Here is a 14320-nt window from a genome sequence, read left to right on the forward strand (position 1 = left end):
TGTGGCTCTAGACGCAATCGAGGAGCTCCTCGGGACAGTCGTGCTCCGCCAACATGGTGGATTCGGCCGCCGAGAATGCGAACCGGGCTGGGAGTGGAACCCGACCCTCGACGACTACGACTTCTGGTACGTCATCGCAGGCAGCGGCGCGCTGAGCATCAACGACGGACCTCAGCGCCAACTCGAGCCGGGGTCCCTCGCGGTGCTTCGGCCCGGCGATCATGTCCAGGCCACACAAGACTCGACCGCTCGTTTGACCGTCCTGTACTGCCACTTCGAGTTCGTCGACCGAACGACGGGACTTCCCGTCACGCTTCCACCCGAAAGCATGCCTGGCCCTCTTCTGACCGTGAAGCAGGTCGGACCCATCGCCGACGCTCTGTATCGGATCGTCAGGCGCTTGCGCGATCGCAGCGCCTTGGGGCACTACGCCGCAGGCGGGATGCTCATGGAACTGTTAGCCCAGGTCTACGTACAAGACGCCGCGCAACGGGGCGGCGCTCAAGGCATCGACACTCGTTTGCAAGACGCCATCGAGCTCATTCTCGACCGCCCCGCCAGGAGATCGTCGCTGGATGAGGTCGCGCGGGCGGTCGGACTGTCGGCGGACCAGCTGAGCCGTCTGTTCGTCACCCAACTTGGCACGACCTTCCGACGCTTCACTGTTGACGCCCGTCTCGATCGTGCGTGCGAACTGCTCCAACACACGGTCATGACCGTCAGCCAGATCTCGCTCGTGCTGGGCTACTCCGATCAGTTCCTCTTCAGCCGGCAATTCCGCGCCAGATACGGCGAACCGCCATCTGCCTACCGCCGTTCGGTGCACAACAGTCAGGGTTCGTGACATGTACCGGGGCTATTCCCGCTTTCTAGGCTGAGTGTATTCATCAGGCATCCTGCCCGATCAGGAGGAGATTCACCATGTCAACGGACACGCTTACCGGCGGGGTCGACACGCTCGGCGGAGAGTACTCGGAGCATCTCTACCGCAACGACGTCGTTGCCCAAGCCGTTCCCGACCTCGCAGCGATCGACGCCGACGCGATCGAGGAGTACCGCGCAATGGGCTTCCTGGCCGTCGACCACGCTCTCACCGCCGAGGAGACCGCATCCGCGATCGTCGGTCTGAAGACGGTCATCGACGAAGCGTCCGACCGCATCGACCTCCAGTTCGAAGCCGCTGTCGCCGACCAACTCGAATCGCTCACCCCTGACGAAAAGGCCGACTCGATCCGCCGTCTCATGAAGTTCGTGAACGAGGACGAACGCCTCCATTCCATCGCCTATCACCCGGAGATCCTTCGTGTAGCCCGCGAGATCATCGGAACGGACGACATCATCATGTTCCAGGACATGGCACTCCTGAAGCCCCCGGGCGTCGGCCGGGAGAAGCCGTGGCACCAGGACAAGGCGTTCTTCAACATCGACCTGAACGCAACGGTCGTCGGGGTCTGGATCGCGCTGGACGAAGCCACATTCGAGAACGGCTGCATGCACGTCCTACCCGGCTCGCACAGTGAGGGCCCAGTTCCGCACTTCGCCCGACGAGACTGGCAGATCTGCGACACAGACGTCGCCCTCGCTAGGGACGTCGCTGTGCCCCTGAAACCCGGCGGTCTCCTCTTCTTCGACGGACTCATTCACCACGGCACGCCGGCGAACCGGACGGACACCCGTCGCCGGGCGATCCAGTTCCACTACGTGGACCGGAACGTATTCACCATCCCCGAGGAAGACCGCCTCGAGGTCTATGGTCTCGAGGGTCGCGGCGTCACGTGCTGACCTCCGAAACGGCGGATACCGTGATCGACGGAGTTCGCTATCGGATCGAGATCGTCGACGCGCTGGACTCTGAAGCCACGGCCTGGGCGCACCCCGGCGTCTGTGTCGCGCCTGGGAACACGGTGCTGTGGACTGCCCCGGACGGATCCACCATTCGTAGCCTTGCAGCGGACGGGCGCGGCGCGCCTCGTGCCGTCGACGCAGTCGAGTGCCACGGGCTCGCATCGGACGATCACGGTGGTGTCTGGATCGCCGACCCTGGACGAAAGGCGCGGGCTGACGGCCCCGAGGTCGTTCGACGGGTATCGGAGGGTCGAGTCACACGAGTGAACGCAGTAGGCGTCACGACCCATGAGCTCGCCGACCCGGGGGATGGCTGGCGCCCATCCGGCATCGCGTTGCGCGACTCCCGAGCAGCACACGACGAACGGATCTGGGTCGCAGACGGCTATGGGCAGAGTTTCGTGCACTGCTTCTCGGCGGATGGAAAGGTCCTGTGGTCCAGCGACGGCAGCGACAGCGGGACGCCGTTCCTCACCCCTCATGGCATCATCGTCGACGACCGCGGGGCCTCCCCGCGCCTCCTCGTTGCAGACCGAGGCAACGCGCGAATCGTTGCCCTCACGCTCGACGGTGTCTTCATCGAGTCGGTGGGCGAGGGCGAGCTGACCAGTCCGTCGAATTTTGCGCTCAACGGCTCGCGCCTTTGGGTGACCGAGCTTTTCGGCGCGATCATCGTGCTGAATGACGACGATCGCGTAGTGGGCTCGTTCGGAGACGCTTCGAAATCGGATGATCCAATCTGGCCCAACGTATTGGCTGACGGCCGCCTCGGAGGGCCGTCCGTTTCACCCGACCGGCTGCGGGCGCCGCACGGCATCGCGGTAACAGCGAACGGCGAGGTGTACGTCACAGAATGGATCATCGGAGGGCGCGTCATCAGGCTCGTGCCGACGTGACCCGCTCCGGCGAGTTCGCTCGTCGGATCGTCTATGCCCAACCCCGGTTCGATCCTGTCCGCGACTGCCCCTGCCCACAACACTCGAACCATGCCCCACACTGCAGCGGCCGGCCGCTACGCATCGATGACCTATGTCCGTTCAGGCCGGAGCGGCCTGCGGCTTCCGCGGATCTCGCTCGGCATGTGGAACAACTTCGGCACGACGCGAGGGTGGGACACGCAACGCGCGCTCGTGACGCATGCCTTCGATCGAGGCATCACGCACTTCGACCTTGCGAACAACTACGGTCCGCCTCCCGGCGCCGCGGAGAGCGCCTTCGGTCGGGTTCTCGCCGGAGACCTACGGCACTACCGAGATGAGATCATCGTCTCGACCAAAGCGGGCTATCAAATGTGGGACGGCCCATACGGCGACTGGGGATCGCGTAAGTCGATGCTCGCATCGCTCGACCAATCCCTGCATCGGACCGGACTCGAGTACTTCGACGTCTTCTACTCGCACCGCCCGGATCCCGAGACGCCGATCGAAGAAACGATGGGCGCCTTGGCCGCCGCGGTGCGACAGGGCAAGGCGCTGTACGTCGGCATCTCCAACTACAACGCCGAGCAGACCCGTGCGGCGGTCATCGCGCTCCGCGCCGAGAACATCCCCCTGACGATCCACCAACCTCGCTACAACATCTTCGACCGGAAGCCAGAGGATGCACTCCTGGCCACCCTCGACGAGCTGGGTGTCGGATGCATCGTCTTCTCTCCGCTCGCAGGCGGACTGCTCACGGAACGGTATCTCGAGGGCGTCCCACCGGGCTCGCGAGCGGCGGAAGGCCGATGGATGAACTCATCTGACATCGGTGAGGAGTACCTGGCGACGGCGAACGCGCTCGCAGATATCGCAGAACGCCGGGGGCAGACGCTCTCCCAGCTCGCCCTGAGCTGGGTGCTTCGCCGACCGGAGGTCACGAGCGCTCTGATCGGGGCTTCCAGCATCGACCAGCTCGACCGAAACCTCGCCGCGCTTGACGCGGCCGGGCTGACCACGGCTGACCTCGCGGCAATCGACGAATACGCCCGCCAGCACTGAGTGCGGACCCTGCGGATCGGCTCTGCTCGCCGATTCAACCACGCGGGGCGTGCGCATCTGGGTGGACGTCGATCATCGTTTCGTCCAGATGATTCCGGAAGATTCTCACTTCTCGGCCCCCTCGGCCCGGCCATACGTTCATGGGCGATCCCAAACAACTCGACCATCACCACGAAGGAGTGAGATGGCTACCAATCGCACGGTCCGAGGTCGCTTCCGCCGAGCCCTGGCTATCGTCGCCGCATCGGCAGTCGCACTTCCCGTCGCAGGTGTCGTGTTCGCTCCGGCCGCCGAGGCAGCCGTACCTGCGGCAACAAGCATGGCGAGTGCGGTGGCGGCGCCTGACGCGAATCTCGACTTCGAATCGGCTCTTTCCTCGTGGGAGACGACTGGCAATGTGACGGCACCCACATCGGGAGCCCAGCACGGCAATAGGTACGCGTCGCTCGCTGCGAATGCCACGGCACGTGTCACCATCTCAGGGCTCGCCCAGGGCAGCTACAGTCTCGCGGGATGGTTCCGCGGTTCCGCCGGCAACAACAACGCGAACCTGACCGTGTCCGGCACTGGAGGCCCCAATTCGGTCGCCTTGGTGGATGCCAACATCAACAACAACGCGTGGCAGCAGACCTCGCATCGCAATGTCTTGGTGTACTCCGGCGAGCTGACGCTCTCGATCACCGCCGGAAGCACCGCTCTGAGCGTGGACAACCTCACGCTCACGCTCGACTCCGCAGACCTGTCCGTCCCCAACTGGGGATTCGAATCAGGCCTTGACGGGTGGAACGCATCCGCTGGCGCCAGTCTGGACTCGAGCAGCGCCGATACCGGTCAGAACGCCGTCAAGCTCGCGGCAGACGCCACGATCTCACGCCAGGTCGCAGTGGAGCCGAACACCCGCTACGGATTCACCGCCCGGGTGAAGGTCGACGAGCAGGACACCTTCTCAACCGAAAAGGTGAAGGACGCGAAGGACCGGATCATCGGCGAACTCGTGCACCGTGAATCGACCGGCGACCGAGTGAACATCGGCGTCAAGTCCCTGAACGGGACTGTCCTGCGCCAGGCTCCTGCAGGCACGGACGGCTACTCACTCGTCTCGATCACCTTCGAGACCGGGCCCGACGACCACGCTGTCGAGCTGTACGCAAACACCGTCAAGGACGACGCTTTCGAAGCCTCGGTCGAGCTCTGGAACTCCGATGGCACCTACGTAGAAGACCCCTGGAACGGCAACGACGACCACTTCGCGTACGTCGACACGATCGACCTGTTTGCAATCCACGACGATGAGAACATCCGCGGCGCCGACGTTTCGTTCCTGCCCGCCATCGAAGACCACGGCGGCAAGTACTTCGCCAACGGGGTTCAGCAGGACGGACTGCGGATCTTGTCCAACCACGGCGTGAACTCGATCATCTCGATGATCTTCGTGCAGGCAGGCAACACCGTGTACGACAACAACACCCTTGAACCGATCTATTCGGCCGAGCTCGATGACGCCGGCAACCCGATCGAATACAAGATGATCGAAGGCTACTTCGACAAGGTGCACACCACGAAGCTCGCCGAGCGTGCAACTCAGCTGGGCATGAGCTACATGCCGAGCTTCCACTACTCCGACGCCTGGATCAGCGCCGGCAAGGCTTACGCGCCGAGCTCATGGATCAACACCGACTATGCGGGAAAGCGCACGAACACCGACCTCGCGCACATCAAGTCGATCGTCTACAACTACGTCTACGACTTCATCTCGGGTCTCGTCGAGAAGAACGTCGACATTGCCGGCGTCAAGCAGGGCAACGAACAAGATGGCGGGCTCATCTGGCCCATCGGCCGTGGTGCCACCTCGGTCGGGCACGCCTCGATCATCACCGCGACGTGGGACGCGGTGGAAGCCGCCGCACCCGGAACTGCCCGATCCGTTCACACCAACAACGGGTACGACACCGCCTACGTCGACAACATCTTCAACGGTCTCGCGGCGAACGGGGCAAAGTTCGACGGTGAGTCCCACTCGCTCTACGGCGGCCGCTCGAGCGGCAACATCATCAAAATGGCCAACGTGCTGAACGCCAACCCGGACCGTCGATACCACGACTACCTCAACGTCGAAACGGGATTCGCCTTCACGAAGTACCTGGCCAGCTACAGCCAGCAGACCGCATCGATGGGTCAATCCGCGTACTACCGGAGCAGCCCGAACGGCCAGTACAACTGGCTGCTCGACTACCAGCAGGCCGCCTTGGACACACCGAACCCGTACGGCCAAACCCGAGGCTTCTACTACTGGGAGACCGACTGGATTCCGACGCCAGGCGCCGGCAGCAGCCAGACCTCAAATGCCACTGTCGCCGGCCGCATAATGTTCAACAACGGCGATGTCACCATCAAGGAAATGGGGAGCACCCGCGCCGGAAAAGCCGGCGACATGATGGATTCGATGTACGCGTACCTCTGGCGCGGCCTCCCGAAGGCGAAACCGAGCACCGCACTGACACCACTCAACTCCGACAACGGAATCGCCGATGGCGTGTATGCCGTCACCCCGACCGAACCGACCGGGATCTCGCTCGCCGAGACGATCCTGTCCCTCACGACCGGTCGAAGCCAGCGGCTCAAGCCGACGATCATCCCGATCGACCAGGTGCTCAACGACAGCACGATCGACTATTCCTCCGCCAACACCGCGGTCGCGACCCTGACCGACAACGGTTATGTGCGGGCCGAAGGGCCGGGCACAACGACCGTTACGGCCACGGACGCCGCAGGCCACACGGCCACGGCGACGGTGAACGTTGCCGCTCCCACCCTGGCGTCCAACGCCGACCTGACCATCACTGCCGGAACCAACACGGTCGCCGACGGCGGCACGATCACCGCCGCGGTCCTGGCTCGGGTCGACTTGACGGCAACCCTCGCCAACGCGACATCCAAGTCCGTCGTGTTCAGTTCCTCCAACCCGGGAGTCGCCTCGTTCTTCGGCGAGACCTGGCAAACGCCGGCGGGCAGCTTGCGAGGGCGAACGGATGACTCATCGAAGGTGCAGCTCAATGTGAAGCGTGCCGGCTCCACCACGATCACGGTGACCTCCACCGACGGTGGAGCGTCGAAATCCTTCACGCTCAACGCAACGAAGGTCGGCGTCACATCCGTCACGCTCAACAAGACGAGCGCAACCGTCAGCAACAGCCGCAAACTCCAACTCACCGCGACGATCGCACCCGCGAACGCAACCCTCTACAAGGTCCTATGGACCTCGTCCGACCCGTCCGTCGCAACGGTCGACAAGACCGGACTCGTCACCGCAATCGGCGTCGGCACAGCCACCATCCGCGCGGAGTCTGATGACAGCCCGGCTACGGCAGCAACCGCGGCCATCACGGTCGTGCCGGTTCAAGCCGAAGGACTCGTCCTCAACAAGACCTCGCTCACGGTGCAGGAAGGGTCGACGAAAACTCTGTCGGCGCTCGTGCTCCCCGAGGATGCCGACAACAAGAACGTCACCTGGTCGAGTTCCGACGAGTCAGTGGCAACGGTGGATTCCGCAGGCGCGGTGACCGGCGTGCACACCGGCACCGCGACTGTCACCGCGACCAGCGAACAGGGTGGGTACACCGCTCACGCCACCGTCACGGTGCAATCGGAAGAAGTCGCCGTGACCGGCGTCACGCTCGACCTGGAGAAGCACTACTTCGCATCCGACTACTTCTCGTCCGTGAACCCTTCCTCGGTTGCACCGACGGTCGCAGCCTCGGCAACGATCACCCCGGTCGACGCAACCAAGGACACCGTGCGCTGGTCCTCTGACACGCCATCGGTCGCGACTGTGAACTCGTTCGGCATCATCACGGCGGTCTCCGCAGGTGTTGCCACGATCACCGCATCTTCGGAAGACGGAGAGTTCAGCGACACCATGACGGTTTACGTGCCGACGATCAGCGATTCGTTCGACAACCGTGCGATCGGCGACAACTGGAACACCGGTCGTGCGGCCAACTACAGCGGCGTCATGAACGCGGCCGTCGCCGACAACTCCGGGAACTACGTGCTGTCCGCCTCCGGCAGCGGCACCGGAGGTCGTGGAGGGGCCCGCTATATCTCTCCCGTCGCGAAGAACGACCTCGTGACCTTCGACTTCGACTGGAACGTCGGCCAGCCAACCGGATCAAATGGTTCGTTCCTCACCATCAACGACAGTGCAGAGAACCGATACCTCGCACTCCAATACGACTGGACCACCGAACTCGGCTACGCGAGCGGGGGAAAGTCGACCACCACGACCACCAACGTGCCGGTCGCCGGAACCACTCCCGTCGGAACCGGCTTCAACGTGAACAACGTCTGGTACGACGTTCACATCGAGCTCGATATGAAGGCCAAGCAGTCGGTCTTCACGATCACTCGAAAGGACGATCCGGCGATCACCGCCACGCACACCGTTCCGTTCGCGGCTGATTCGACCTTCAACGGAAACGTCGCCTCGCTGCAATGGTGGACGACCAGAACCCAGGGGTCGGCAATGTCGTGGACGACGATGCTCGACAACGTCAACATCTACAAGGGTGCGCCCGTCCCGAAGAGCACGACCGTGAACGCCGACAGCATCCGGTTCATCCCGATCGAGAACACACGGATGACTGAGTACCAGCTGTCCAGCACCGTGAACCCGTCGACCGTGAGCCAAGAGGTGACCTACACGTCCGCGAACCCCGGCCTGGTCACCGTCACCAGTACCGGACTCGTCAAACCGACCCACCTCTACGCCAGCCTGAACGAAGTCGTCTCCGGCACCACGACGGTGCGCGTCGCATCGAACGCAGATCCCACCGTGTTCGTCGACGTGCCTGTGACCGTCACCAACGAGATCCGGGCCTCCGAATTCTTCTGGGTCGAGAACGCTGCTGGTACCACCGTTTTCGAAGAAGGCGAATCGAAGCCGACCGAACAACTGGAGGCCGGCGACGAAGACCAGCTCAACGCGAAGCTCACGGGTGGTGACGGAGACACCGACGTGGCCAACGTCGAATGGGAAAGCAGCGACCCGGACGTGCTCGTGATCGATTCCAAGACTGGAGCGCTGACGGCGGTGGCCAACGGCACAGCAACAGTCAAGTTGACCGTGACCCTCTATTCGGGAGCACCCAAGACCGCGGAGATCAACTACCGGGTCGGGCCCGAGCCGACAATAGCCGCGCTCAACATCTCGGAGGCGCCGACAAGGACCATCTATCGGGTCGGCGACGACTTCGACCCGACCGGTCTCGAGATCACGGCGACTTGGAGCGACGGCGCGTCGACGACACTCACCGAAGACGAGTATGAGCTGTCCGGATTCGACTCGACAGCGCCCGGCACGATCGACGTCACGGCCACGCTGAAAGCGAATCTCGCGCGCAGCGTGACATTCACCGTCACTATCGAAGCACCGCCCTCGGTGACCGAGATCACCATCACCCGCGAACCGACGAAGACCAGCTATCAGGTTGGCGAAGACTTCGATCCGACTGGTCTCGAGGTCGCCGCCGCATGGAGCGACGGCGATTCCAAGACCCTGGACGCCACGGAGTTCGACTTGTCCGGGTTCGATTCTGCAGAACCGGGGACGATCGAGGTGGTGGTCACACTCACGGCAGATCCGACCAGGACAGCAACGTTCGCGGTCGTCATCGAAGTCCCCGTAACTCTGAGCTCGTTCAGCAACACGAACCTGACCAATGCGTTCAGTGTCGAACGCGGAGATCACAACGTACGCGGCGACTTCGAATGCAACTCCCAAGTCCACGTCACCGGCACCGTGCGCGTCACCGGCAATGCCCACCTCACCAACACGTGCCAGATCGACGGCGACCTCATTGTCGGCGGGAACGCGAAGCTCGACTCGACGCCGGCCGTGCTCGGTACGATCAGGGTCGTCGGCAACATCACATTCCAGTCGACCGCGCGGGTCGGCGGGGACCTCCTCAGCGGCGGCACCATCACGATCGCTGACGGAGTCTCGCGTGAAGCCCTGAAATCCAAGGGGCGGGTCGGCGGAGCGATCGCCGAGCATCAGGACATCGCCGCACCCGTGGTGGACGCCTACTCGGCTCCTGCTCTGCCGACCTTCACTCAGACCTGGGTGCAGTGGCTGAACGACGCCGCATCCGCAGCGAACGCACCCGCCTGGATGTCCGGAAGGAGCGCGAAACCCGGCTGCACGATGGCCTCGTACAGCGTCAACTCGTCAAGCATCAGCGTGACCAGCGCAGCCGTCATCGATGCCCGACGTGCCGCCACCGGATCGAACTGCGCGTCGATCGGACTGCAGGGCATGACCGTGAACCTCTCGGCGGACTTCACGATCGTCGCGGATGGCCTCTCTACCGTCAATGGCGCCCGATTCGTCAGCGCCAACGGCGAACGGCACCAGGTCACCGTCATCGTGCCCGGGCTTCCCTCGGCAGGAGCGGGCGGTATCGCCCTGTCGAGCGAGACGACCGCTGACGACCTGATCGAACTGCACTTGACCGCCCCGGGACGGGTCAGCGTTCAGAACGGTACGAACTTCCATGGCTCGATCTACGCCGGCGGGTTCTCGACCGCCGGGACGGTTCGCGTGAGATGACGGAGGTGAGCACACCGACCTCACCACTCGATTCTGAGTCGAGACCCGGAGACGGGCGGTGACGGTCCCACGACTCGAGGCCGTCGCCGCACCGCTCGTCAAGATCCTCGACGCCTATGAAGCGAACGCCCTCACGCAAACAGCGGACTACCTGCTCCGCCTCGAACCAGAACGGTTCCTGCACGGATTCTTCGTGCAGGCCGGACTCCCACCTGCCACAACCGTCGGATACGGCGGATGGGAACGGGCGACCGGTCCACGATTCCAAGGGCACTTCTTCGGGCATTACCTCTCCGCACTCGCCCAGGCATACGCGGTCAGCACAGGCGTCCTCGCAGATGAGCTCCTCGTTCGACTCACGGTCGCGGTGGTCGGACTTGAACGATGCCAACTCGCGTACGCACAGAACCACCCCGACAACACGGGCTATCTCTCCGCGTTCCCCATCGAGGCGCTTCCGGACGGGCGCGACGGCCTCATCGTCCCGTTCTACAACCTGCACAAGATCCTCGCCGGACTGCTTCACACCCATCAGCACGTGCCCGGACGACTGGGCAGAACAGCCCTCGAAATCGCCAGCCGCTTCGGATCTTGGATCGCTGCGTGGGCCGGACGACTCGACGAGCCGTCCGACATCCTTGCCACCGAGTACGGCGGAATGAACGACGCGCTCTACGAGCTGTACCGAATCACCGGCGACCCCACGCACCGCCGTGCAGCCGAGTACTTCGACGAGACATCCCTCTTCGACCGACTCGCCGCCGGCATCGATGTCCTCGACGGACTGCACGCCAACACCACGATCCCGAAGGTCATCGGCGCGCTCAAGCGCTACCTCGTCCTGTCAGACGTCTCCTCATCGACAACCGCCGAACAGGCAGATCTCGCCCGATACCGCCTGACTGCGGAGAACTTCTGGCGAATGGTCACGGAGCACCACACGTACGCCAACGGCGGCAACAGCCAGGGGGAGCATTTTCACGAGCCCGGCTCGCTTTACCGGCACGCCATGACCGGCAAGACCGACGGCTACGGCGAGAACTCCACCAGCGAGGGCTGCAACGAGTACAACATGCTCAAGTTGACGCGCGAGTTGTTCCTCCTCACCGGAGACGTTCGATATCTCGACTACTACGAGTCCACGGTCATCAACTCGATCCTCGCGTCGCAGCATCCTGAAACGGGAATGGTCACCTATTTCCAGCCGATGGCGCCCGGCTACGCAAAAGTGTTCGGCCGGGAGCTCGACGAGTTCTGGTGCGACCAAGGAACCGCACTCGAAAGCTTCACCAAGCTCGGTGACACCGTCTACTTCAGGTCTCCCTACGGCATCCTCGTCGCGCGCTTCGTCTCCTCCGTCTTCACCGACCCGGATCGCAATCTCCGCCTCACACAAACCTGCAGCGTGCCGGAACGAGATTTGGTGAGATTCACCATCGACGCGATTGACGGCGAAGAGATCGCCGCCGGAACGGTCTTGCTTCTCCGGGTACCGCGATGGGTGGACGGGGAGCCGAGCTTGGCAGTGAATGGCTCGGCCAAGGACCTCGGCACCATCACGAACGACGGCTGGGTCACTTTGCCGGTCGAGGCCGGTGATCGCATCGAATATCGTCTGCCCGCCACAGTTGAGGTCGTCGGCGCCACTGAGAATCCGAATTGGGTGGCCGTTCGCTACGGCCCAGTCCTCCTTGCGACAGAGCTGAGTCGAGCCGACGTCGACGCGACGTACGAGGCAGGAGTGCTCGTCCGCCTGAGCAGCACGCGAGACCTCGACTCCGTCATCGTCGTCGATGATCCGGAGGCTTGGAAGGCCCATCCGCGTACCAACGTCGTACGGGTCTCGGACGGCCCGAATCTCAACGGCACCCAGACCATGCGATTCGAACTGCGCGATGTCGACGCGCGCGCCAGCGGATGGACGTTGCAGCCGTACTACAGCCTGCACGGAGCGAGATACGCGACGTACTTCACGCTTAAGCCGCGCGAAACCACCGAACATCCGATCTGATCACTAGGAGACCCATTGCCCGTCATCGTGACCGCAGTGTTCCATCCCCTCGAAGGACACCATGGCGACCTGATCGCGGCACTTCGCGACACCATCCCGGCCGTGCATGCGGAGGCGGGCTGCTGGCTGTATGCGATTCACGACGCCGAAGACGGAACGATCACCATGATCGAGAAATGGGACTCACGCGAACTGCTCGATGCACATGCATCCGGCCCCGCAGTCGCGGCGCTCAACGCCGCAGTCGAGGGGTTCCTCGCAGCGCCAACTACGGTCACGCTGATGGACCCACTACCTGCGGGGCAGCCGGCTCTTGGGGAACTCTGATCGGCTAAGCGAGCGCGGAACGCAGAGGCGCTTGCGCCGATCGGAGGTCCCCTGCTTCCAATGAGGCGATCGGGTCAGCCGCCGCTGCCGGCTGGCGCGTTGCACCAATGCCCGCCCGTCCCGAACGGTGGGGCGTCTGGTCATCCGCCCGTCCCGCGATCCGTTGCTTCGGAGTCCACCGTGGACGTTGCTGCGATGCGAGCAAGAACATCGTCCCGATCGCTGCCCGACACTTCGGGCAGTCGAACCCGTAGTGCTGAACCCCCGACGCCTTCGTGGTGCGGAGGCTGATTTCCGCCGCAGCGGGAAGCTTGCTCACCAGCACAAGGATGCTGGGCTCGAGCTCGGCCGGCGGTTCTCCGGAGAAAGGCGCATCGATCCTGGTCGCCACCGATGAGGGTAAACGCCGAGCAACCGTCGGACGGCCGCGCCGAGTTCGTGCGTTCCGAAGCCGACCATCTCCTGACCTTCGAGGGCGTTGAATACACCGCCGTCCTCGTTCAGTCCGAGAAGCGGGATCTTCGCATCCGGCATCCACCAGGACTCCGGATGGCGGACAAACCAGTAGCAGTCCACCCCGTCACGGCGGTACCGGGCGGTTCGCGCGAGGTGGTCGGCGCTGGCCTGGCTGGACCATTGCACCTCGAGCGCGACCCGGTACCCGTCACGGGTCGCGAGAACATCTGCGATCCAGGTGCGGCCCGGTGAGGCCACTTCAAGTTCAGCATGCCAACCGGCGGCGATCGCAGCACGGACAATGATCTCCTTCGCACGGAGATGCTGCGCGGACTCTGGCTGATGCTCTTCGTCGCAGTGCGAACCTGGCCAGTGCGCAAAGTACCGGGTGCCGAACCGGTTCTGCTTCGCGACCGCGTGGGCGTCGCACGGACGGTGCTGCCTTTGGCCAACCGCTAGATCTCACCCGAGGATCGCGCGCGAGCTCATGAACCGGCTCCCGTTGGAAGGTCGATCTTCGATCCCGATCGGGCTGCCTTCAGGAGTTTGGTCGCAGCACGCCCGGTGACCATCGAACCAATCGGAGCGCCCAGCAAGGCCGATTTTGCTCGCCACACGTAGACGCGACGGGTTCGCAGCCACGGAAGCATTGGACGTTGCCAGCTCACGTCCACGACGATGCCACCAAGCTGAGGAACCGGAATGCGGCGTTCGGTGGCGCTGGGCGGAGATCCGAAGGTCGCGCCTTTTGGATCAAACAGTGTGATGGTGTGGGCCTCGCCCGGGACGAGTGTTGCAAGCCAGGGACTGGACAGCTCGCCCGAGCGAAGAGCGCCAGACTCGTCGAACTTTGCGTACCCGAGATACAGATTTCTTGCCGGGCTTGCTCCCTTGAAATGTTGGACGCGCAGCGTCGCAAGGTCTTTGGAATCCCACTGGGCGGTAAACGAGACCCTTGGCCGTGTGAGCCAGGTCGATGCCAACCCAGAAAATGCGAGAGCCGCCGCCAGAAGTGTCACGAGGTCGGCGACCCGGCCTAGTGCAACCCAAGTTTCCATGCTTCTCCTTAGTTGTAGGCAGCGTTCATGGGGGTGA

The 14320-nt window shown here is 63.6% G+C and carries 8 protein-coding genes and 1 pseudogene; 7 read left to right on the forward strand and 2 right to left on the reverse strand.

All coding sequences use genetic code 11. From position 1 onward, the window contains the following. The first annotated feature begins 1 nt into the window (after position 1). From GQR16_RS15610 to GQR16_RS15640, 7 genes are all read left to right on the forward strand, one after another. Positions 2-844 (forward strand): AraC family transcriptional regulator, encoded by an 843-nt coding sequence (locus tag GQR16_RS15610; RefSeq protein ID WP_157416081.1) that lies wholly within the window; start codon positions 2-4, stop codon positions 842-844. A 77-nt stretch (positions 845-921) separates the two neighbouring features. Beyond that, positions 922-1782: a phytanoyl-CoA dioxygenase family protein gene (locus GQR16_RS15615; protein WP_157416082.1), complete on the forward strand. Its 861-nt coding sequence runs from the start codon at positions 922-924 to the stop codon at positions 1780-1782. After that, positions 1776-2741, forward strand: a complete 966-nt coding sequence (locus tag GQR16_RS15620) for an NHL repeat-containing protein (protein WP_157416083.1) — start codon at positions 1776-1778, stop codon at positions 2739-2741. Before GQR16_RS15615 ends, GQR16_RS15620 begins: the two co-directional genes overlap by 7 nt. 90 nt (positions 2742-2831) lie before the next feature. Continuing rightward, positions 2832-3824, forward strand: coding sequence for an aldo/keto reductase (locus GQR16_RS15625; RefSeq protein ID WP_157416084.1), 993 nt, complete (start codon positions 2832-2834; stop codon positions 3822-3824). Between the two features lie 184 nt (positions 3825-4008). Further along, complete coding sequence (locus tag GQR16_RS15630) at positions 4009-10431, forward strand: Ig-like domain-containing protein (protein ID WP_170298533.1); 6423 nt, start codon at positions 4009-4011, stop codon at positions 10429-10431. 58 nt (positions 10432-10489) lie between these two features. Continuing rightward, positions 10490-12442 (forward strand): beta-L-arabinofuranosidase domain-containing protein, encoded by a 1953-nt coding sequence (locus tag GQR16_RS15635; protein WP_157416086.1) that lies wholly within the window; start codon positions 10490-10492, stop codon positions 12440-12442. Positions 12443-12457: 15 nt separating this feature from the next. Further along, the gene (locus GQR16_RS15640) at positions 12458-12769 is read left to right on the forward strand and encodes a putative quinol monooxygenase (protein WP_157416087.1); all 312 of its coding nucleotides are present in this window, start codon (positions 12458-12460) and stop codon (positions 12767-12769) included. Between the two features lie 315 nt (positions 12770-13084). Here GQR16_RS15640 and GQR16_RS15645 read toward each other — a convergent pair. Together GQR16_RS15645 and GQR16_RS15650 are read right to left on the reverse strand one after the other, a co-directional pair. Next, positions 13085-13549 (reverse strand): annotated as a pseudogene (locus GQR16_RS15645) (competence protein CoiA family protein); the annotation flags it as partial. Positions 13550-13710: 161 nt separating this feature from the next. Continuing rightward, positions 13711-14283 carry a hypothetical protein gene (locus tag GQR16_RS15650; protein WP_157416088.1) on the reverse strand — a complete coding sequence of 191 codons (573 nt, stop codon included), beginning with the start codon at positions 14281-14283 and terminating at the stop codon, positions 13711-13713. Positions 14284-14320 lie beyond the last annotated feature (37 nt).

The organism is Agromyces allii (assembly GCF_009749385.1).
In the GTDB taxonomy this organism is placed as follows: domain Bacteria; phylum Actinomycetota; class Actinomycetes; order Actinomycetales; family Microbacteriaceae; genus Agromyces; species Agromyces allii.

What these genes read in the sequence shown, in the direction of transcription:
- GQR16_RS15615 (WP_157416082.1), top strand. Translation starts at nt 922, where the DNA reads ATGTCAACGGACACGCTTACCGGCGGGGTCGACACGCTCGGCGGAGAG.
- GQR16_RS15625 (WP_157416084.1), top strand. Translation starts at nt 2,832, where the DNA reads ATGCCCCACACTGCAGCGGCCGGCCGCTACGCATCGATGACCTATGTC.
- GQR16_RS15630 (WP_170298533.1), top strand. Translation starts at nt 4,009, where the DNA reads ATGGCTACCAATCGCACGGTCCGAGGTCGCTTCCGCCGAGCCCTGGCT.
- GQR16_RS15650 (WP_157416088.1), bottom strand. Translation starts at nt 14,283, where the DNA reads ATGGAAACTTGGGTTGCACTAGGCCGGGTCGCCGACCTCGTGACACTT.